Here is a 21,314-nt window from a genome sequence, read left to right on the forward strand (position 1 = left end):
ATGGCCGACGCGACCGACGGCGAGGCGCCGCTCGTCATCGTCACCGGCGGTCTGAGCGGGATCGGTTCCGCCACTGCCGCGGTGCTTGCCGGGCGCGGCTTCCGCCCCGTCGTCTTCGACATCGCCGGCGGCGCGCCGGACGGGACCGCGTGGACCGTCTGGCCCGATCCGGTGGACGTGTCCGACGAGGATGCCGTCGAGGCCGCGGTGGCCGCGGTCGAGGAGCGTCACGGGCCGGTCGCCGGCCTCGTCAACGCGGCCGGCATCCTGGGGCGGATGCACCCGCCCGAGCGTCTCAAGATGAAGGACTGGGACAGGGAGATGGCCGTCGACCTTCGCGGCACGTTCGTGATGTGCCGCGCGGTCGGGCCGCGGATGGCCGCCCGGGGCGGCGGTTCGATCGTCAACATCGCTTCGGTGGTGGGGTCGTCGTCGGCGCCCGTGCACGGCTACGCGCCGGCCAAGGCGGCGGTGATCAGCCTGACGGCGACGCTCGCCGCCGAGTGGGGCCCGAAGGGCGTGCGCGTTAACGCCGTCTCCCCGGGCTTCACCCGCACGCCGGCGCTGGAGGCGGGCCTGCAGCATGGCGTCCTCGTCGCGGACGATCTGATCCGGGGCGCCGCCCTGCAGCGGCTGGTGGAGCCGGGCGAGATCGGCCGGGTCGTCGCCTGGCTGCTGGGACCGGATTCGTCCGCCGTCACCGGTGTGAACATTCCGGTCGACGCGGGGTTCCTGGCGGGCATCACATGGCAGGCCTATGGCGGCCTGCGCACCGGTTGAGCCGCGCGGCGCGCGCCGGACCGGGCGAGGCGTCATGCCTTGCAGGCGCCGCCGGGAAGAGCCGTCGGGAGACTGCCGCAGTGAGCCGGCCGCCGCAACCCGGCCCGTCGCCCGGCCGCCGCGGGGCGAGGCGGGCATGCTGAAACAGACCGTTGCCACGACGGCCGGCCGCCCTGTGATCCTCATGGATTCGATCACCAAGGTGGAGGACGGGGACGCCGGAGCCATCGTCGTATCCGGGTCGCACGGGGGCACCAGCTCGGGAGAGATCGCGCTCCGGGTGCCGCTGACGTGCGTCGTCTTCAACGACGCCGGAGTCGGCAAGGACCGGGCGGGCGTCGCAGCCCTCGCCATGCTGGAGGAGAGGGGCGTCGCCGGAGCGACGGTCGCGCATACCACAGGGCGCATCGGCGATGCCGCGGACATGTGGGAGAATGGCATCGTCTCGTTCGTCAACCCGGCCGCGGTCGGGCTGGGCCTGCGGACCGGCGACCGGCTGAAGGACGCCGTGGCGCGGATCGGCACGGTGGAGGCCTGACCACGAGCCGCCGCGCTGGAACCCGGCCCGCCGCACTATCGGACGCGCGCGGGCCGGCACGAACGCGTGAAGCTGCGCCGGAGGACCGGCGCAGCTTCGTCGTGTCGGGACGCAGGCTTCAGATCAGGAAGTCGGCATCGCTGAGGTTGGTGAGGAGCTGGTTCTCCAGCGTCAGCGTGTTGCCGTCGCCGAAGTCGATCACCACGTCGTCGCCATCCTGGAGGAACACCGCGTCGCCGATGCCCTCGGCCTGGACCACGTCGATCCCGGCCTGGAAGTCCTGGATCACGTCGGCGCCTTCCTCGTAGACGAAGGTGTCCGCGCCGTCGTTGCCGAACATGGTGTCGTCGCCCGCACCGCCGGAGATCAGGTCGTCGCCGTTGCCGCCGAAGATCTGGTCGTTGCCCTCGCCGCCGAAGGCCCGGAAGGCGATGTCGTCGGGACCGAGGTCGCGGGCGTCGATCCTGTCGTCGCCGCCGAGGCCGTTCACTTCCAGCGTCTCGGTGTTGTCGATGTCGATCGTGAACTCGCCGAAGTTGGTCCGCGCGAAGGTGATCTCCCCGCCGACCGACACGACCGAGAACTCGTCGCCGGCGGTGTCGGAGCCGTTGACCTGTGCGGTGTCGTTGCCGTCGCCGCCGTCCATGAGGTCGGAGCCGTCGCCGTTGTTCCAGACCATCAGGTCGTCGCCGTCGCCGCCGTTCATGGTGTCGTCGCCGCGGAAGCCGACGAGCGTGTCGTTGCCGGCGTCACCGGCGAGGACGTCGTCGCCCTGGCTGCCGACGAGGAGGTCGTTGCCGTCGCCGCCGTTCTCGGTCAGGGCGATCTGGCCCGCCTCGAGCTCGCGGGCGTCCATCGAGTCGTCGCCCGCGCCGCCGTTCAGCTCCAGGATCTCGGAGTTGCGGATGTCGAGGGAGAAGTTGCCGAAGTTGACGCGCTCGAAGAAGACGTTCTCGCCGTTGGTGCTGACGACGAACTCGTCGCCGGCGGTGTCGGAGCCGTTGACCTGTGCGGTGTCGATGCCGTCGCCGCCGTCCATCAGGTCGGAGCCGTCGCCATTGTTCCAGACCATCAGGTCGTCGCCGTCGCCGCCGAGCATCGTATCGTTGCCGCGGAAGCCGACCAGCGTGTCGTTGCCGGCATCACCGGCGAGGGTGTCGTTGCTCTCGCTGCCGATGAGGAGGTCGTTGCCGGCGCCGCCGGACGCGTCCACCGCGACGTCCTCGTTGGCCAGCGCGCTGGCGTCGATGGTGTCGTCGCCCCCAAGACCGTTGAGGTCGAGGATTTCCGTGTTGCGGATGTCGAGCGAGAAGTTGCCGAAGTTGGTGCGCTCGAAAATGACGTTCGCACCGTCGGAGCGGACCTCGAAGACGTCGCCGGCGTCGTTCGAGCCGTTGACCTCGGCGGTGTCGATGCCGTCGCCGCCGTTCATGACGTCGGAACCGTCGCCGTTGTTCCAGACCATGGTGTCGTCGCCGTCGCCGCCGCGCATGGTGTCGTCGCCGCGGTCGCCGACGAGGGTGTCGTCGCCGTCGCTTCCGATCAGGTAGTCGTTGCCGTCGCCACCGGAGGCCTTCAGCGCGATCAGTCCGGCGCCGAGGTCGCTGGCGTTGATGGTGTCGTCGCCGCCGAGCCCGTTCACCTCGAGGACTTCGGTGTTGCGGATGTCGATCGAGAAGTTGCCGAAGTTGACGCGCTCGAACAGGACGTTGCCGCCCGCGGAGCTGACCTTGAAGAGATCGCCGGCGTCGTTCGAGCCGTTCACCTCGGCGGTGTCGTCGCCCCAGCCGCCGTTCATGGTGTCCGAGCCGTCGCCGTTGTTCCACACCATGCGGTCGTTGCCGTCGCCGCCGCGCATGACGTCGTCGCCGCGGTCGCCGACGAGGAGGTCGTCGCCCTGACTGCCGATGAGGAGGTCGTTGCCGTCGCCGCCGCGCGCCTCGACCGCGATGAGGCCGGCCTGCAGCTCGCTGGCGTCCAGCGTGTCGTTGCCGCCGAGGCCGTTCACGCTGAGCTTGTCGGTGTTGACGATGGTCAGAGTGAAATTGCCGAAGTTGGTGCGCTCGAAGAAGACCGTGTCGCCGGCCGAGGTCACCTTGAAGGCGTCGCCGGCCTCTTCGGAGCCGTTGACGACCGCGATGTCGAAGCCGCGGCCGCCGTTCATGCGGTCGGACCCGTCGCCGTCGTTCCAGATCATGAGGTCGTTGCCGAGGCCGGACCGCATGACGTCGTTGCCTTCGTCGCCGACGAGGCGGTCGGCGCCGTCGCTGCCGATGAGGAGGTCGTTACCCTCGCCGCCGGACATGCGAAGGCGAATGTCGCCCGCCTCCAGGCCGCTGGCGTCGATGGTGTCGTTGCCGCCCAGGCCGCTCACCTCGAGCGTCTCGGTGTTGACGATGTCGATGGAGAAGGGGACGAGGTTGGTGCGCTCGAAGAGGACGCCGTCCGGCACCGAGTTGATCTCGAACGCGTCGCCCTGCTGCTCGGAGCCCTCGACGACGGCGGTATCCTTGCCGGCGCCGCCGTCCATCAGGTCGGAGCCGTCGCCGTCGTCCCACTTCATGATGTCGTTGCCGGCGCCACCTTCCATGGTGTCGTCGCCGACCTCGCCTTCCAGGATGTCGTTGCCCTGGCTGCCGATGAGGAGGTCGTTGCCCTCGCCGCCGTCGAGCTCCAGCCGGATGAGACCCGCGGGGAGGGCGCTGGCGTCGATGGTGTCGTCGCCGCCCAGCCCGTTCACCTCGAGGAACTCCGTCTCCTGGATGAGGATGTTGAACGGGCCGAGGTTGGTGCGCTCGAAGAAGACGCCGCGCGGGATCGCGCTGATCTCGAACGCGTCTCCTTCGGTCTCCGAGCCGTTGACCTCGGCGGTGTCGCGTCCGCGGCCGCCGATCATCAGGTCGTTGCCGTCGCCGTTGTTCCACTCCATCTCGTCGGCGCCGGCGCCGCCCTGCATGGTGTCGTCGCCCTTGTCGCCGATCAGCGAGTCGTTGCCGTCGCCGCCGCGCAGGTCGTCGTCGCCGTCGCGGGCCTCGATCGTGTCGTCGCCGCCCAGACCCTTGATCAGGTCGTCGGTCGCTTCGCCGATGATCGTCTCGCTGTTGTTGGAACCGATGATCGTATTCTCGGCCATGGCCTCTTCTCCTGTCGCTGTGTCGGGGCGCCAGTGCGGCGCTGCTCCGACTGCGAGCTAAGAGGCGGCGGCGGGGGCCGCTGTGCTGGCGAGCATAGTCGCCGGACGCCGGTCCCTTGAATTGCCTGACGATATTTGCCGGCGAACGACAATGGTACGACGTAGAGTTGCCAATGACGGGTGGGGTCGCGTGACGTGTCCCCGCGGTTCGCTACCCATCGTCGCCGATCGCGCAGCAATCCTGGCGTGTGCGCCTCGCGTTCGGGAGCCGGCGGCGGGCAGCCGGAGACGTGAATTGCCCGGTGTGATGCTGAGCACAACCGGTGGCGACGCTATCGCGGCGGGGGATTGGCTGGTATCTCTGGATGAGGCCGCGATGATCGGAACCCTGGATTTCGGCGCGGCCGATCGGGCGGGCGCGGGATCCTGCGTTCACGAGACGTCGCAGGGGATGAACGTATGGCCTCGGCCCTGGTGGAATTCGACGAGGGCACCGCGGCAGCCGCCGGTCCGATGCTGGTCGCCCCCGGGCTGGAGGGCGAAATCGACGCGATCCGGTCCCACCCCGCGCTGACCCGGGCGATCCACGAGCTGTTCGTCACCCTGACCCAGCAGCAGGCCGGCGAAGGGCTGCGGCGCTTCGTGCTCGGCGACAAGGCGCGCCGCCTCGCGTTCTGGACGGCGATGTCCCTCGATGCGGAGCGCAAGGTGGACTGCGGGCCGGGGCTCACCGTCAACCGCTTCTGCGAACACCTCACCGCCCACGGCGAGATGAGCCGGGGCCGCGCACGGGCGATCTTCGAGTTCATGCGCCACACCGGGTTCCTCACGCGCGTGGGCGAGGCGGTGCGGGGCAAGGCCGTCGTCTACGAACCGTCCGAGCGCATGAACCGGCTGTGCGCCGAGCGGCTGGCGTTCGGCATGACCGCGCTGGCGAAGGTCTCGCCGTCCGGGACGGCTGCTCTGGCGCGCATCCAGAACCCGGCGTTCCTGACCGGGTTCGCCCGCCTGGCGCGAAAGCACATCATCAGCGGCTTTCGGCCGCTCGACAGCGCGCCCGCCCTCGCGATCTTCATCGGCCGCGATGGTGGGGAGTACATCGCGATGCACCTCTACCTCGCCCATCTCGACCTGCCGCCTGAGGAGCGCGCCGCGGGTTTTACCTTCAACATCACGAAGATCGCCGGGCTGACGCACGTGTCGCGCAGCCATGTGTCGACGCTGGTGCGGGACGCGGCGGAGGCCGGCCTCATCGAACGCGGCCCGCAGCGCATCAGCGTGACCGCGAAGTTCGAGGATGCGGTCGCCCAATCGCTCGCGACCACGTTCGCCACCATGGCGGACATGGCGCGCACCGCGATCGCGGACATGGCGCGCGCCGCGATGGCGGAGATGCCAGGGCGCTGATGCGCGCGGCGCCGCCCGCCGGGTGGTCCAGAATGTGACGTTGTCGGGGCGGGACGATGCTGGCACCCGGGAACCTCCCCCGGTGCCTCACCGTAACTCCTCGAAGGTCCATCCATGCAGTTTCCGATGAGCGCGCGGCTTCGGGTCGCCAAGGCCGCCTTGTCCCTCGTGCTGCTGGCCGGCGCCGGCGCTGCGTTTGGCGTCGTTGTGGCGCCCAGGCCGGCTGCGGCCGTGGTCTACTGCACGGGTCCCGGCGTTCCGGTCGGCTGCGTCGTCCGCCGCCCGGCCCCGGCCGTCGCCTATTGCACGGCGCCGGGTGTCCCGGTCGGCTGTGTCGCGCGCCCCGGTGTCGGCGCTCCGGGAATCGGTGTCGCGCCGGGCGTCGGCGCGGGTGCGCCCGGTGTCGGCATCAGGCCGGGCGTCGGTCTCAACGCCGGCGGTCCCGTCAACCGTCGCGGCGTCCGGTAGGGCCGCCACGGGGCAGGGCCGATCCCCGGATCGGCACCGCGCCGACGGAGGGCTACAGCAGGACGATGTGGTCGAGCGGATCGGTGAAGTGGAGAAGGCGGACCATGAAGTCCGCCGAGCCGTCGCCGTCGGTGTCGCCGCGCAGGATCGTCAGGTCGTCCTGAACGCTTGCGGTGAGCTCGCCGGCCGAGTGGCTGAAGTGGTCCACGAAGACGAAGTGCTGGTCGCCCGCCTCGGTCGTATCCGCATCGATCCGCTGCAGGTTGATCCGGTCGCGGCTCGAAAGATCGGTGATGACGTCGGCCGCTCCGGGCGCCGAATCGTCCGCCTTCGAGAAGCCGAAGATGTCGCCCGCCCGGCCGCCGGTGAGGCGGTCCCGGCCCGCGCCGCCGACGAGGTGGTCGCTACCCTCGCCGCCGAGGAGGACGTCGTCGCCGTCGTTGCCGACCAGCGTGTCGTCTCCCCCGCCGCCGTCGAGTGTGTCGGTGCCCTTGCCACCGTCGAGCGAGTCCATGCCGTCCTCGCCGGAGAGGCGGTCGGCGTCCTGGTTGCCCCGCAGCGTGTCGTCGCCCCGTCCGCCATGGAGCGCGTCGTCCTGGCGACCGCCGGAAAGGCTGTCGTCGCCAGCGTCGCCGATCAGCGAGTCGTTCCCGTTGCCGCCGCTCATGTCGTCGCCGGAAAGGTCCGAGGCGCCCCGGGGCGCCGAGCTGCGCAACAGGTCATCGCCCCGGCCGCCGATCAGCGTGTCGAAGTCGAAGCCCCCGGTCAGCGTGTCGTTGCCGACGTCGCCCATCAGGAGGTCCGGCGCGTCGCCGCCGCCGATCCGGTCGTTGCCGCGCCCGCCGTCGATGGTGTCACGGCCCTCGTCGCCGGTGAGCGTGTCGTCGCCGCCGTCGCCGAAGATCAGGTCGGCGCCCGCACCGCCCTGCGCGTGGTCGTTCCCGGAGCCGCCGTGGATGGTGTCCTTGCCGCCCTCGCCGACGAGGCGATCGTCGCCGCGGCCACCGTCGAGCTCGTCGTTGCCAAGTCCGCCCGCCAGCCGGTCGTCGTCGAGGCCGCCGGACAGGCTGTCGGCACCGTCGCCGCCCATGAGGTTGTCGTCGCCCGGTCCGCCCTGGATCGTGTCGTCGCCTGCCGCACCGTCGATCCAGTTGGCGGCATCGTCGCTGAGGATCAGGTCGGCGCCGGGGAGGGCGCGGATGGTGGGTGTGTCCGCGCCGACCTCGATGCGCGACATCGTCTGCTCGGTGAGGTCGACGACGGTCCCGTCGGCAAGCCTGATCTCGATGAGGTCCGCCGCGATCGCGCCGAGATCGGTGTCGTATGCGCCGGCGAGGGTGAGCGACGAGCCCCCTGCGACCTCGATGACGATATCGCGACCCGAGACATGGAAGGCGAGATCCTCGGCACGGATCCCCGCGCCGAACTCGACGGTCGACATGCCCTGGGCAGCGTCGCCGGGGTCGCGTCCGGCCCCGGATCCGGCGAGGGTGTCGTGGCCGAACGCCCCGTCGAAGACGTAGGTGTCGTGCCCGGTGATGCCGTCGAGGATCTCGTCGGCCGGCCGGCTGACGATCCTGTCGTCGAGATGGGTTCCGGCGAGCGTGTCGACGCCCTCGCCGGTGAGGATGACGGGCATCGACAGGAGATCGATGACGGTTCCGTCGTCGAATTCGACGAGCAGCGTCTGCTCGGGGTGGTAGTCGAGCCGGTCCAGGTCGACGACCGTGACCTCGAGGCCCGACCCGAAGATGAGGCCAAGGTCCTTCCGGTCGGGATCGTCTCCATATTCGACGCCGGCAAACGCATCGAGCTGGCCGTATTGCAGCCTCATCTCGTCGGGTGACACGCCGGAGACGGCGATCCGCGCACTGCTGACGCGGAAGTCGCCCTGCCACTCGTCGACGACGGCATAATGGCGTGTCGATCCGTCCGGCGGTGCGGCGAACTCGTATCGGTCCTCGCCCTCCCATCCGCCGGCCAGGATGGCGTCGTTGTCGCCGCCGACGAGAGTGTCACTCCCGTCGAACCCGAGTGCCCAGTCGACCCCCAGTGGTCCCGCACCCGAGACGACGCGGTCGCTCCAGAGGGTGCCGATGGTGAAGTCCTGGACATCGTAGAGATCGAGCGACGTGCCGTCGGCGAACGTTGCGATGTGATCGACCTGCCACTCGCTACTCGTGTAGCTCCTGATCAGGATGGTCCCGCCGGGAACGGTCGCCTGAAAGGCGAAATGGTACGCCGTGAGGCCGGTGACGCCGTCGGTCGCGAGGATATGCTCGAACTCGGACGGCTCGATGCGCAGGACCGGTTCGAGGGTGAGGTCTGCGGCTGTCGTGTCGTCGAGGAAGTTGAGGGAAAGGCCGGAAAACCCTCCGCCGCCCCCGGCCGGGTAGCCATAGACCTCGATATGGCCGAAGGGGCCGTCGAACGTAAACTCTGACATCGCCATCTCCCGTCGCACCGTCCCGCGGAGGCATCCCGGCACGCCGACTATTGGCGGCCGCCCCGTCGATCCCGATCGCAAGGATGCAATCCGCTCCGCGGCCAGCCGCTTGATCCACCCGATCCTTCGCCGTGTGCGGGGCGGACTTCACCATTAGAATACCGTTTGTGCACAAAGGGTATCCGACGCTTGCCCTTATGAGGGCGATATTTCAGGCATCCCAGTTTTTCTCGCCCGGCATAGTCCGAGCCTGGGCTGGTCGAGTCTAGGGAGAAATCGCCGGGCGACGCTCAATCGTCCCGCATCGCGTCGCGCTCGCGGCCCTGATGTGCACAGAAATCGCCAGTTTCCACGCCCCATCAGCGAGATTCCGGGAGCGCCATCTCGTGTTGTAGGGGCGAGATCCGGCGAATTCTGCTGTGAGAATATGTGTCCCACCGAAGGATGGGCGAGCAGCCGGAAGAGGAAATGCCACGTGGCAGCCGTCGGGCGCCAGATTGACAGATTCAGGTCCAGAATTGTCGAGAGGATAACAAAACCGTGACTTGATGCATAATGCGGTGAGTGGAACTGTGTTCGAGCATTTTTGCATAAGCTATTTCATGGCGCATCCGCCACGCGGAGGATCCCTCCTTGGCTTTGAACTACGCCCTCGCGTTCGCCACGACAGATGCCCAAAGTATCTGGGGGGCGGGAGGGCCAACGGAGATCCGGGGCGGCGATACGATCGTCCATACGTATTCTGCCGCCTACAGTCCGGTCGACTATTCGGATTTCCTCGGAAACTACGCGTCGATGAGGTTGAGCGCCGGCGTCACTCCCGGCTTCGCCTACAGTTACGAGGTCGATCCCGGCACCTATACCTCGAACCTGCGCTACAGTGCGTCGATCGACGTGCCCTCCAGCGCGCCTGACATCGGCGGCGACTTCGCCCTGTCGGGCGTCAGCGACCTCGTCGGGGGGCTGTTCGAGACGACCTCGCCGACCATCAAGGCCGCGGTCGACCTGATGCTGGGTGTCGATCTAGACCTTGCCCTGAAGGTCGGGAACAATAGCATTTTTGGCGATATCCGGCTCATCAACTCGACCTTCAACATCGTCGACGAGCCGGCGGTCCCGAGCAACCTCATCACCATCGACGGCCTCGAGGTGACCCTGTTCAAGGACTTCCTCGACGCCTTCTCCGGCCTGTCCGATGCGTCCGGCAACGCCGCCCTCGCGGTCACCGATTTCCTCTACGACCAGCTCTATACGTTCGACCTCGGCGAGGTGAACGTCGCGCTCAATGCCGTCGCGCCCACCGGCGCCGGCGTGACCGTCACCTACGACAACCTGACCGCCTCCTTCGGCCGCAACGGCGTGTCGACGGAAGTGGCCGACCTCGGCGTGAACATCCCCGTCGTCGACACCAGCACGGGCCCGGACGGCGATGCGTTCGACAGCCGCGGCGAGGACGACTTCTTCGATGTCGACGCCGACCTCGACGCGCTGATTCCGGTCCTGCCCGTCGGCGACGTCAGCCTCGGGACCAACGTCGCCGAGCTCACACTGACCGGCTACGACGTCGACTTCGGGCCGGACATCAACCTCTACCAGGAGTTCGAGTTTCTGCCCGAGCTCTACGTCGGGTTCGAGACCGACAAGGCGGTCAGCGTCGACGGCGAGCTCGTCCGGTCCTTCAAGGTCGCGCTCGACGATCTCGCCTCGCTCACCCTGTCGCTCGACGACGCGACGACCTTCACACCGACCTTTTCGGTCGGCGGCACGCTCCGCTCCGAAACCGGCTTCGCCTTCGACGTCGACTTCACCATCGAGGGGCTGAGCGCGGCGGTGCGGCTGGGGTTTGCGACGTTGTCCACGCCGTCCCTGTTCTCCGGCAGCCTGCCGTTCGACATCGCCGACCTCTCGCTCTTCGACGAGATCTTCTCCGTCGCCGGGTTCAATGCTGTCGAGGACAGCGCCTTCACGATCGTCCCGCAGATCCCGGTCACCGACGGGGACGACGACCAGCTCGGCACGACCGCCGGCGACGAGGTCGATGCGCTGCGGGGCAACGACACGATCCGGGGCCTGCTGGGCGACGACACCATCGAGGGCTCGGGCGGCGACGACCGCCTCGTCGGCGACAAGGGCTTCGACTGGCTGGACGGCGGCAGCGGGTTCGACAACCTGATCGGCGGGAACCAGGCCGACACCCTCGTCGGCGGCAACGGGCAGGATACGCTTCTCGGCGGCGAGGGGCGCGATGAACTCTTCGGCGGCATCGGGCGCGACCGGCTGAACGGCGGCGAGGCGGCCGACATCATCGATGGCGGCGAGTTCGACGACATACTCATCGGCGGCGGCGGCAAGGACCGGTTCGTCCTCCACGTCGACGGCGGGCGCGACCGCGTCATGGACTTCGAGCTCAACGAGCGCCTCGACGTGTCCGACTTCGACCTGACGTTCCGTGAGCTCGACGTGTTCGACCGGCGCGGCAACACCGTCGTCCTCGGCGACGGCGGCCTCGAGGTGGTGCTCGTCGGCTTCGACGTCGACGATCTCTCCGGCAAGCACTTCGTCTTCTGATGTGGCACCGCCCGGGACGATCCGGGCGCCGGGATGTCACGGCGGATGCGGACCGGCGGGCTTCAGAAGCGGCCGCAGTCGACCTTCATCTTGTCGCCGGTGATCGCGGAGGAGAGGTCGGAGGCGTAGTAGAGCGCCGCGCGGGCGACCTCCTCCGGCTCGACCCATCGCTTCAGCGCGGCCACGTCGGTGTAGGCGGCGCGCTCGATCTCCTCCGCCGGGCGCCCCTCCGCGGCAGCGCGGCGGGCGAGGATCGCGGCCATGTTCTCGCCCCGGACCGCGCCGGGCAGCAGCGCGTTGACGCGCACGCCGGAGGGCCCCAGCTCGCGGGCGAGCGTCTCGGTGATGCCGACGAGGGCGAACTTCGTCGCCACGTAGGCCGAGCGCATCGGGTAACCCTCGATCCCCATCAGCGAGGACATGTTGATGATCGACCCGGAACGTTGGGCCGTCATCATCCGCGCGGCGTGCTGCAGGCAGTGCATCGCGCCGAAGAGGTTGATCTGCGCGCAACGCACCCACTCGCCCATGTCGACCTCGGCGACCGGGGCGATCGGCCCCGGCCCGCCGGCGTTGTTGACGAGGACGTCGAGCCGGCCGAACCGCGCCTCGATCTTGCCGAAGAGCGCCGCAACGTCGGCCGCGTCCGAGACGTCGGCCGAATGGGCGACGCCGCCGATCTCCGCCGCGATCGCCTCGATGGGCGCGCTGCGGCGGCCGGCGACGACCACCGTCGCGCCGACCTGCGCGAAGAGGCGCGCGACGGCGGCGCCGATGCCGGTGCCGCCCCCTGTGACGAGGGCGACCTTGCCGTCGAGGCGGGCGAGAGAGGATGGGGTGGTCATGACGGCTCCGGAAAGGGGCGGCCGGGATCGAACAGTGGCAGCTCGGGTTCCCGGCCCAGGATGAAGTCGCCCATCAGCCGCCCGATGTAGGGGCCGATCGTATAGCCCCCCCTGACGCAGCCGAGGACGAACGCGTTCGGGACGCACGGCAGCGCCCCGGCGAGGGGGTAGAAGTCGGGAACATGGGCCTCGAACCCGGTCCAGCTCCGCACGATGCGCACCGCGCCGAGGGCGGGAAGCACGAAGGAGGCGAGGGCGAGGTTGCCGGCGACGCTCTCCGCCAGCGCCTCGCCGCGTCCCTCCTGCGGCGTGCCCCGCCCCTGCCAGCCGCCGCCGACGAGAATCGAGCCGTTGGCCTTCTGCTTCATGGTGAGGAGGCCCGTCGCGTGGCCGATCACACTGCCGATCAGCGGGGCGGAGCGCTCCGTCACGGTGACCGTGTTGACCCGTGCGTGCACCGGTAGATCGACGTCCAGCATGGCGGCGAGCGGCTTCAGCCACGCACCGGCGGCGAGGAGCAGGCGGGGCGCCGCAAAGGTGGCGCCGGACGTCTCGACCGCAAAGCCGTCACCTGTCCGCCGCAGGGCCCGGACCGGAGCGCTCTCGTGAACGGGGATGCCGGCCTCGCGCAGGCGGCCGCGGAAAAAGCGGCCGGTGAGCGAGGAATTCGCGTCGCCGTCGAGCGGGCAAAAGCTCGCGGCGACGACCCGGTCCGACAGCCCCGGCTCCGCCGCGGCAAGTGTTGCGGGGGCGACGAACTCGATGGGCGCGCCCGCCTCCCTTTTCAATCTCTGACGGGCGTGGAGCAGGTCGGCCTCGCTGTCGGTGAAGGCCAGCGTGTAGCCGCCCGTCCGGCGGAAGCCGACCGCGGGGCCGTAGGACTCCCATTCGCGATGGCCGCGCAGGGCGTAGTCCATGAGGCCGACCCGCTTGATCTGCAGCGACAGCGTGCCGGCGTTGACGCCCGAGGCACCCTGACCGACGTCGCCCGCCTCGATGAGAAGCGGTTTCATCCCGCCCTCGGCGAGACGCAGCGCGGCGGCGCAGCCGAGGATGCCCCCGCCGACGACGACGATGTCCGCGTCGCCCGTCATAGCGGCGCGGGCTGCCGGATCGGCAGGTCCTCGTACCGGAAGCCGGAGGCGAGCGCGGAGACCGGCACCGGCGTCAGCGGCGGCCGCACCGAGGGAGGGCGGACCGTCTCCACGGGCACGTCGCGCACTGCGGCGATGATGGACATGATCGCCGTGCTGCAAACCCTGCCGCCGCACGGCCCCATCCCTGCGCGGGTGCCGGACTTCACGGCGCCGCAGGTCCCGGCGCCCGAGGCGATCTCGTCCTCGATGGCACCGCGCGTCACGCCTTCGCAGCGGCAGACGATCGTCTCGGCCGTTGCCAGCGCGGCGAGGCCCGGCCGTGGGCGCGACAGGGACGCCATCGCGGCCCCGAAGCGGGCCGCCCGGCGGTGGCGCCGGATGAGTGCGTCAGAAGGGCCGTCGCCATGGCCCGATGCCGCCGCCGCGGCCCGGCCGGCGATCTCGCCGGAGAGCGGCGCGGCGAGCGCGCCGCGAACCGCTGCGCCGTCGCCGCAGACGAAGAGGCCGTCGACCATGGTGGAGCCGTCCGCTCCGGCCTCGAGGCACCACGACCCCGCGACCGCGTCGCGCTGCACGCCGATCCCGGCGAGCCGGCCGGGCTCGACATTCGGGAGGAGGCCATGGCCGATAACGCACGTGTCGGCGCTGAAATGCCGGGCGGTGCCGACGGCCCGGTGGTCGGCGTCGACGCGGCGGACGACGACACCGTCGACCCGGTCACGGCCGGTGGCTGCGGTCACCGTGTGGCGCCAGAGGACGGGGACCCCGGCGAGGGCGAGATCGGCGAGCCAGCGCGCCCCCCGGACGGCGAGTCGCGGCTGCCGGGCCATGGCGGGGAGGGCGGCCAGCCAGTCCGACCGGCTGTTGGCCGTGACGACGGCCGCGACCTCGCCGCCGAGCCGGCGGACCTCGCTCGCCACGAAGAAGACGAGCGGCCCGGTCCCGCAGACGACGACACGCCGTCCCGGCGCGACCTGATCGCGCTTCATCGTCGCCGTCGCACCGGCGAGACCGACGACGCCGGGCGTCGTCCAGCCCGGGAAGGGCTGCACGAACTCGCGCGCGCCGGCCGCGAGGATCAGCTTGCGGGCGCGCAGGGTGGCGACGGCACCGTCCGCCAGCAGGTGGAGCGTCCAGAGCCCGTCGTGCCGTTCGATGGACCAGACCCGCGTCGACGGCATCCGTTCCACGGGGGAGGCGGCGACGGCTCCACGCAGCGCGTCGCCCGCGAGGCTTTCCGGTGTCGCGGGAGCGGAGAGGATCGCGGCCGACTTCGCGCGCCAGACCTGCCCGCCGGGCGCGGGCTGATCGTCGATGAGCGTGACCGCCGCACCGGCATTCGCGGCCGCCAGCGCCGCATGAGCGCCGGCCGGACCCGCGCCGAGGACCGCGATGTCCACCGCCCCGCTCATCGCCCTGACGGGACCCGCTCGAGCACCATGCCGGGCCGGACGGAGAGGCGGCAGCTCTCCATCCGCGCGCCGTCCAGCAGGACGACGCACTCCTGGCAGACGCCGATGGCGCAGAAGACGCCGCGCGGTCCGCCGTCGCCGGGGCCCTCGCGCAGCGCGAGCCGGCCGGCGCGCGAAAGGGCGGCGGCGACCGTCTCCCCGTCGTGACCCGCCACGGCGGCGCCGTCGAAGGTGAACTCCACTTCGGCGCTCCGGCGGATCTGCCCGGACTGGTCGGCGATCAGCCTCACCGGGCTCTCGCGATCCCGAGGCGGTCGAACGTCGCGCGCAGCCGGTCGACGTCGGCGCCGGTCGCCGCCATCACCGGGTCGCGCGGCAGTCCGGCCGGAAGGCCGATCAGGTTGAGCGCGGCCTTGAAGGAGGCCGGCCACGTCGCGATCCCCATGAGCGCCTCGTAGACGCCCGTCAGTTGCCGGTGCGTCCGGCGGTAGGTCTCGTTCGGGGACGCGGCGAGGGCGGCGTAGGTGCTCGGCGCCTCCGTGGTGAACTCTGGCCCCGTCGCGATGAAGCCGCGCGCGCCCAGCGGCACGCTCGGCAGGATGAAGTGGCACGGACCCGTCATCACCGAGATCCGGTCCGCGAGGCGGTCGAGGAGGTGGCTGTGGTGGAAGAAGTCGCGGTGCGATTCCTTGATGCCGATGACGTTGCAGCCCTCGCTCAGCCGCTCGATGACGTCGATGCTCATCGAGAAGCCGGCGCGGCGCGGCGAGTTGTAGAGGACGATCGGCAGGCCGCCCTCGGCGCCGATGGCCTCGAATCGGCGCAGGATCTCCTCGTCCGTCGCCTTCAGGACGTAGGTCTGCGGCATCGACAGGAGCGCGTCCGCCCCGTTCTCGCGCGCCGCCCGCACGTAGTTCAGCGACGCATCGAGCGTCGGGGCCGAGACCCCGAGGATGATCTTCGCGCGTCCGGCCGCGCGGTCGGCGGCGATGCGCACCAGGCGGCCGCGCTCGGCGGCGGACAGGCTCCAGCTTTCACCGTTGTCGCCGGCAATGCACACAGCGCTCGCGCCGCGCGAGAGGAGATGCTCGAAGATCTCCAGGAAGGCGTCCTCCATGATGTCGCCCGACGCGGTGAAGGGAGTGACGATCGCCGGGACGAAGCCGTGAAGGTCCGCGCAATTCATGTCTTAGCTTTCATTCATCAGAGGTCCGCCACGAAGACCGCGCCGAACTCGGCGTCGACCACGTAGAGGCGCTTCGGGGCGGTGGGGTCGAAGGCGACGGAGGTCGTCCAGAGCCCCGAGGGGAGGCGGACCTCGGCGACGGGATCGCCGAGGGCGTCGACGACGTAGGCGCGGCCGGCCTGGGCCTGCGCCACCGCGAGCCAGCCGAGCGCGTTGGTCGCGAGCCCGTCGGGCCCGAGGCCGCCGGAGAGGTGGAGGAACGTGCCGAGCATCGGAGCGTCCGACGCGGGGAGGGCGGCAGCGAACCGCAGGACCGCGTTTGAGCGCGTTGCCGCGACGTAGACGAAGCGGCCGTCCGGCGACACGGCGATCCCGTTCGGGTAGGCGATCCCGCCCAGCACCTGCCGCAGCGTCCCGTCCGCGGAACGCGCATAGACGCGGCCGACCGGGTCGCTGAGGCTGCTGCGGCCGGAGTCGGTGAACCAGAGCGTCCCGTCGGGCCCGTACGTCATGTCCGAGAGGCCGAGGAAGGGTCCGTCCCCGGCCGTCGCGGCGAGGGGCACGGGGCCGTCCGGCCCCAGGGTGATGAGGCCGCGCCGGTAGTCGGCGATGACGGGCCGTCCATCCGGAGCGAAGCGCATGGAATGCGGCTCGCCGGCATACTGCTGGCCGAGGGTCCAGCCGCCACCGGGGCCGATCCGGAAGATCCGCCCGTAGGCGACGTCGCAGAGCCAGAGCGCGCCGTCACCGTCGAAGAAGGCTCCTTCGAGGAACGAGTGGATCGCCTGTCCCGGCCGCGTCATCCGCGCCCAGTCGGAGGGCGGGCCGCGGTGATGCAGGTCCTCCGGCATCCTCGTGAAGAGGCGCGCGGTGAGGAGCGGGGCGGAGCGCATCATGCCAGCGCATCCGCCGACGCGGGCGACCGCGCAGCCATCGGTGTCCCGCGGCCGGTCCCGGCCGGGGTCTCCATCTCGTGCGGCGCGTCGGTCACCACGAACAATCCCGTCTCCTCGTCGCCGGCTCGGTTGCCAAGCGCGGTCTGTTTGTCCAATATACAAAACATCGTTTTCCCCACAAGACAAAAAGTCACGAAACTCCCATGTCGGACATTCTCCATCGCGTGCTGTCGGGTGAGCGGTCGACGGCCGTCGCCGGTGACGGCAACATGCTCATCATGGCCGACGGCCGGCGGCTGCTCGACGCCTGCGGCGGCGCAGCGGTCTCCTGCCTTGGCCATTCCGCGGACGCGGTGCGGCAGGCGATCCGCGACCAGGTCGACCACCTCGCCTTCGCGCACACCGGCGCCTTCACGAGCGATCCGGCCGAGGCGCTCGCCACCCGGCTCGTCAGCCGCGCGCCGGAGGGCACCGGGGCCGGCAAGGCAATGTTCGTCGGCAGCGGGTCGGAGGCGATGGAGGCGGCGCTGAAGCTCGCGCGCCAGTACCACGTGGAGCGCGGCGAGCCGGACCGCGCCCGCTTCATCTCCCGCCGAGGCAGCTATCACGGCAACACGCTCGGCGCGCTCGCGGTGGGCGGGCACGCCGGCCGACGCGCGCCCTACGCGCCGATGCTGATGGACGTCGGGCAGATCGACCCCTGCTATGCCTACCGCTTGCGCGAGCCGGGGGAGAGCGAGGCGGAGTTCGCGCTGCGGATGGCCGACCAGCTCGACACGGCGATCGTCGCGATGGGGGCCGGCACGGTGGCCGCCTTCATCGCCGAGCCGGTGGTGGGCGCGACCCTCGGCACCGTCGCCGCCGCCGAGGGCTACTTCCGGCGTATCCGCGAGATCTGCGACCGCCACGGCGTGCTCTTCATCGCCGACGAGGTGATGTGCGGGATGGGCCGCACCGGCACGCTCTTCGCGCTGGAGCAGGAGGGCGTCCACGCGGACATCGTCACGATCGCCAAGGGGCTCGGCGCCGGCTACATGCCGATCGCCGGCGTGATCGCCTCGGAGGATGTCGTCGGCGCGATCGCGAAGGGCAGCGGGCGGTTGTGGAACGGCCACACCTACATGGGCCACGCGCTCGCGACCGCGGCGGCCCTCGCCGTCCTCGACACGATCGAGAAGGACGAGCTCCTTTCCAACGTCGGCCGGATGGGGGAGCGGCTGCGCACGCGCCTCGTCGAGCGGTTCGACAATCACCCCCACGTCGGCGACATCCGCGGGCGGGGGCTCTTCTGGTCCATCGAGCTCGTCGCGGACCGGGACGGCGCGGTGACGTTCGACCCCGGCCTCGCGGTCGCCCCGCGGACTGCCGCCGAGGCGATGGCGCGCGGGGTGATGTTCTATCCGGGGCAAGGCTCCGCCGACGGCGTCAACGGGGACCACGTCCTGATCGCGCCGAGTTATACGTCGACAGAAGAAGAGATCGACCGAATCGCCTTCACGCTGGGGGAGGCGGTGGACGTCGCAATTGGAGGAGCCCATGGCTGAACGCACCATCCTGACCGCCGCCGTCACCGGTAACCTGACGCGACCGGAACAGCATCCGCAGCTGCCGATCACCCCGGCAGAGATCGCGCAGGCGGCACTCGACGCGGCGGAGGCGGGCGCGGCGATCGTCCACCTCCACGTGCGCGACCCGGAGACCGCCAGGGGCTCGATGCGGCTGGACCTCTACCGCGAGCTCGTGGAGCGCATCCGCGAGAAGAACGAGCGGGTGATCCTCAACCTGACCACCGGGGAGGGCGGGCGGTTCGTTCCGTCCGACGACGACCCGCGCGTCGCCGCGGCGGGCTCGACCCTGTGCGCGCCCGAGCGTCGCGTCGCCCATGTGGAGGACCTGAGGCCGGAGATCTGCACGCTCGACTTCAACACGATGTGGTCGGGACAGGCGAGCGTCATCAACAGTCCGCGCAACCTCGGCATCATGGCCGAGCGGATCGCCGCCGCGGGCGTCCGCCCGGAGATCGAGATCTTCGATTCCGGCGACCTGCAGATGGCCAAGCACTTCCTCAAGGAGGGGCGGCTCACCGGGCCGCTGCTGGTGCAGCTCGTCCTCGGCGTCCGCTTCGGCGCGGTGGCGACGCCGGCGACCATGGCCTACCTCGTCGGCGAGTTGCCGCCGGGAACCGTCTGGGCGGCGTTCGGCATCGGGCGGATGGCCTTCCCGATGCTGGCGCAGGCCTTCCTCCTCGGCGGGCACGTGCGCATCGGCATGGAGGACACGGTGCGGACCGTCGACGGCGAGCTATGCCGCGGCAACGGACAGCTCGTGGAGAAGGCGGTCTCGATCGTGGAGAGCCTCGGCGGGACGATGGCGACCCCGGAGGAGGCCCGCGAGATGCTGGGCCTGGCGCCGGCGGTCAGGCGCTGAAGCCCAGCTCCTCGGAGATCCGGAGCGCGGTGCGCTGCACCGCGGGCCGGTAGAAGCTGTCGACGCGGTCGAAGTCGAAGGCGCCGTCGGGGCCGGAGATGTTCACGCAGGCGACGATCCTGCCGAGGTTGTTGCGCACGGGCACCGCGAGGCTCGAGCCGCCCGTGCGCCCGAGGCCGTGCGAGAAGACATATCCGTCGGCCCGGGCCTGGCCGACGCGGGCGGCGAGCTCGGCGCAGTTGCGCGGGGTGTGCTCGGTCTCCGGCGTCCAGTCGACCCCCTTGCAGAAGGCCTCCATCTCCTCGGCTGACAGGTCGCCGAGGAGGACCCAGCCGATCGTCGAGGCATGCGCGCGCCGCCGCGTCCCCGTGGTGAGGTTGCTGACGTAGCCCGTGCGCGCCTGATGGCTGCTGAGATAGAGGACGTCGTGGCCTTCCAGCACGCTGAGGTGGGTGCTGATGCCGACCTCGTCGCGCAGGGCCGAGAGGTGCGGGCGCGCGATCGTCGTGATGCTCTGCTGGTTGAGGTAGGCGAAGCCGAGGTTCAGGACGCGTGCGCCGAGGGTGAACGTGTTCTTCTGCTCGCCGTCCTTGAGGCAGTTCATCTGCCGCAGCGTGTAGACGAGGCGGAACGCCGAGGAGCGGCTCACCTCGAGCTCGCGGGCGATCTCCGACAGCGTCATCGGCGCGCCGTTCTCCGCAAGAATTTCGAGCACCCGCAGCCCGCGCAGCAGGCCGGGCACGAGATAGGCCGAATGGTTGTCCGGCAGGGCGTCGTCGCTGTCCATCCCGGCGTTTTACATACGAAACGCGTTTTCGACAACCGCACACTTTCGAGGTGTCGATACCTATTGTTTTTTCTATAAAACCGATGTTAGCATATCAAACATGAGCCGGCGAACTGGTGGTCGCGTGCGCCGACGGTAACTCTGAACCCCGGAGCAACTTCATGAGACTGTCGAAGATCCTTGGCACCGCGCTCGCTGCGGCCGCGTTCGCCGGGGCGTCACCCGTCCTGGCGCAGGACAAGACGCACGACGTCGCGACGTTCGTGTCGGGCGGGCCGAGCGGCACCTGGTTTCCGACGGCGACGGCCATCTCCCAGCTCGTCAACGAAGCATACGAGGGGCAGCCGGTGAGCACGATCCCGGGCAAGGGCGCCATCGGCAACGCGCTCGCGGTCGGCTCCGGAAAGGCCGAGTTCGGCCTCTCCTACGGCCCGTTCCTCCTCGCGATCTACAAGGGCGGCAACGAGATCCTGGACAAGAAGGGCCTCGACAACCTCCGCGTGGTCGCCAACGTCGTGCCCAACACGGTGCAGATCACGATGGCCGGCGACGTGAGCGACGACATCTTCGCCGACGTGAAGGACGGCGCGAAGATGCGGATCGGCGTCGGCGCCAAGGGGTCCTCGAACATCTTCGGCATCGAGAAGCTGCTGATGGAGTACGGCTCGGACTTCGCGAAGGTCGAATCCAACGGCGGCTTCGTCATGGAGGGGCAGCAGGAGGGACTGCTGGACGCCTTCCTGAACCGGCAGATCGACGTCTACACCAACACCGTCGGCATCGGCGCGAGCGACTTCCAGCAGGCGCTGGCCGCGCGCGACGCCCGCATGTTCGCCATTCCGGAGGACATCCGCGACCGGATGGTCGAGGACTGGGGCTACGTGAAGTTCGACATCCCGGCCGGTACCTACGAGGGCCAGACCGAGGCGGTCCCCTCGCTCGACCTTTCGACGCTGATCATCACCAATGCGGACGTCGACGACGAGATCGTCTACGAGATGGTCAAGCGGATGGCCGAAAACAAAAAGCGTCTGGTCTCCGCCTACAGCGGCTTCTCCGGCTGGCAGCCCGAGGATATGGCGAAGGGCAATCCGATTCCGCTCCACCCCGGCGCCTTGAAGTATTTTAAGGAGATGGGCTGGGTCGACTAGCATCACCCGCTCGGAGCGACCCATCCGAGCGGCGGACCCATTCCCCTGATTGCAGGGGCGAGCGCGACGTCCTCCGCCCGATCCGGTCCGGAACGGGCGGGCCGCGCTCCAGGGCGCACGCCGCCCCGCGTGCCGGCCGCCCGCCGGGTGGCCGCGCCATCTTGTCAAAGATC

Annotated in this window: 17 protein-coding genes; 8 read left to right on the forward strand and 9 right to left on the reverse strand. The window is 70.0% G+C overall.

The window, feature by feature from the left end:
* The gene (locus DLJ53_RS27165; RefSeq protein WP_111351231.1) at nt 1-780 is read left to right on the forward strand and encodes an SDR family NAD(P)-dependent oxidoreductase; all 780 of its coding nucleotides are present in this window, start codon (nt 1-3) and stop codon (nt 778-780) included.
* 136 nt (nt 781-916) lie between these two features.
* Complete coding sequence (locus DLJ53_RS27170) at nt 917-1,318, forward strand: hypothetical protein (protein WP_111351233.1); 402 nt, start codon at nt 917-919, stop codon at nt 1,316-1,318.
* A gap of 118 nt (nt 1,319-1,436) precedes the next feature.
* Here DLJ53_RS27170 and DLJ53_RS27175 read toward each other — a convergent pair whose 3' ends face one another.
* On the reverse strand, nt 1,437-4,451 hold the full coding sequence (locus tag DLJ53_RS27175) for a calcium-binding protein (protein WP_111351234.1): 3,015 nt from the start codon (nt 4,449-4,451) through the stop codon (nt 1,437-1,439).
* A gap of 459 nt (nt 4,452-4,910) precedes the next feature.
* Here DLJ53_RS27175 and DLJ53_RS27180 point away from each other — a divergent pair, with 459 nt between their 5' ends.
* The gene (locus DLJ53_RS27180; protein WP_111351236.1) at nt 4,911-5,858 is read left to right on the forward strand and encodes a hypothetical protein; all 948 of its coding nucleotides are present in this window, start codon (nt 4,911-4,913) and stop codon (nt 5,856-5,858) included.
* 114 nt (nt 5,859-5,972) lie between these two features.
* The gene (locus DLJ53_RS27185) at nt 5,973-6,326 is read left to right on the forward strand and encodes a hypothetical protein (protein WP_202913372.1); all 354 of its coding nucleotides are present in this window, start codon (nt 5,973-5,975) and stop codon (nt 6,324-6,326) included.
* A gap of 52 nt (nt 6,327-6,378) precedes the next feature.
* Here DLJ53_RS27185 and DLJ53_RS27190 read toward each other — a convergent pair whose 3' ends face one another.
* Nucleotides 6,379-8,772, reverse strand: coding sequence for a calcium-binding protein (locus DLJ53_RS27190; RefSeq protein WP_111351237.1), 2,394 nt, complete (start codon nt 8,770-8,772; stop codon nt 6,379-6,381).
* Between the two features lie 795 nt (nt 8,773-9,567).
* Here DLJ53_RS27190 and DLJ53_RS27195 point away from each other — a divergent pair.
* On the forward strand, nt 9,568-11,340 hold the full coding sequence (locus tag DLJ53_RS27195; RefSeq protein ID WP_146620107.1) for a calcium-binding protein: 1,773 nt from the start codon (nt 9,568-9,570) through the stop codon (nt 11,338-11,340).
* Nucleotides 11,341-11,402: 62 nt separating this feature from the next.
* On the opposite strand, the gene DLJ53_RS27200 is transcribed toward DLJ53_RS27195, so the two are convergent.
* From DLJ53_RS27200 to DLJ53_RS27225, 6 genes are read right to left on the reverse strand one after another with little or no spacing between them, the layout of a single operon-like run.
* Nucleotides 11,403-12,185 (reverse strand): SDR family NAD(P)-dependent oxidoreductase, encoded by a 783-nt coding sequence (locus DLJ53_RS27200; RefSeq protein WP_111351240.1) that lies wholly within the window; start codon nt 12,183-12,185, stop codon nt 11,403-11,405.
* A complete protein-coding gene (locus DLJ53_RS27205) occupies nt 12,182-13,279 on the reverse strand; it encodes an NAD(P)/FAD-dependent oxidoreductase (protein ID WP_111351242.1) in 1,098 nt (365 codons plus the stop codon). Before DLJ53_RS27205 ends, DLJ53_RS27200 begins: the two co-directional genes overlap by 4 nt.
* A complete protein-coding gene (locus DLJ53_RS27210; RefSeq protein ID WP_202913373.1) occupies nt 13,276-14,682 on the reverse strand; it encodes an FAD-dependent oxidoreductase in 1,407 nt (468 codons plus the stop codon). The genes DLJ53_RS27205 and DLJ53_RS27210 overlap by 4 nt, the downstream gene beginning before the upstream one ends.
* A gap of 8 nt (nt 14,683-14,690) precedes the next feature.
* Complete coding sequence (locus tag DLJ53_RS27215; RefSeq protein ID WP_111351245.1) at nt 14,691-14,984, reverse strand: (2Fe-2S)-binding protein; 294 nt, start codon at nt 14,982-14,984, stop codon at nt 14,691-14,693.
* A complete protein-coding gene (locus DLJ53_RS27220; protein WP_111351247.1) occupies nt 14,981-15,880 on the reverse strand; it encodes a dihydrodipicolinate synthase family protein in 900 nt (299 codons plus the stop codon). Before DLJ53_RS27220 ends, DLJ53_RS27215 begins: the two co-directional genes overlap by 4 nt.
* Nucleotides 15,881-15,897: 17 nt before the next feature.
* Nucleotides 15,898-16,776, reverse strand: a complete 879-nt coding sequence (locus DLJ53_RS27225) for an SMP-30/gluconolactonase/LRE family protein (protein WP_202913374.1) — start codon at nt 16,774-16,776, stop codon at nt 15,898-15,900.
* Nucleotides 16,777-16,979: 203 nt separating this feature from the next.
* Between DLJ53_RS27225 and DLJ53_RS27230 the strand changes: the two genes are divergently transcribed.
* Together DLJ53_RS27230 and DLJ53_RS27235 are read left to right on the forward strand one after the other, a co-directional pair.
* Nucleotides 16,980-18,320: an aspartate aminotransferase family protein gene (locus tag DLJ53_RS27230; RefSeq protein WP_111351248.1), complete on the forward strand. Its 1,341-nt coding sequence runs from the start codon at nt 16,980-16,982 to the stop codon at nt 18,318-18,320.
* Nucleotides 18,313-19,203 carry a beta-keto acid cleavage family enzyme gene (locus DLJ53_RS27235; protein ID WP_111351250.1) on the forward strand — a complete coding sequence of 297 codons (891 nt, stop codon included), beginning with the start codon at nt 18,313-18,315 and terminating at the stop codon, nt 19,201-19,203. The genes DLJ53_RS27230 and DLJ53_RS27235 overlap by 8 nt, the downstream gene beginning before the upstream one ends.
* Here the strand turns inward: DLJ53_RS27235 and DLJ53_RS27240 are convergent.
* On the reverse strand, nt 19,193-19,990 hold the full coding sequence (locus DLJ53_RS27240) for an IclR family transcriptional regulator (RefSeq protein ID WP_111351251.1): 798 nt from the start codon (nt 19,988-19,990) through the stop codon (nt 19,193-19,195). The two genes, DLJ53_RS27235 and DLJ53_RS27240, sit on opposite strands and share 11 nt — an antisense overlap.
* Before the next feature lie 161 nt (nt 19,991-20,151).
* Between DLJ53_RS27240 and DLJ53_RS27245 the strand changes: the two genes are divergently transcribed.
* Entirely contained in the window at nt 20,152-21,141 is a 990-nt protein-coding gene (locus DLJ53_RS27245) for a TAXI family TRAP transporter solute-binding subunit (RefSeq protein ID WP_111351253.1), read from the forward strand.
* Nucleotides 21,142-21,314 lie beyond the last annotated feature (173 nt).

This window comes from Acuticoccus sediminis, from assembly GCF_003258595.1.
Taxonomy (GTDB): Bacteria; Pseudomonadota; Alphaproteobacteria; order Rhizobiales; family Amorphaceae; genus Acuticoccus; species Acuticoccus sediminis.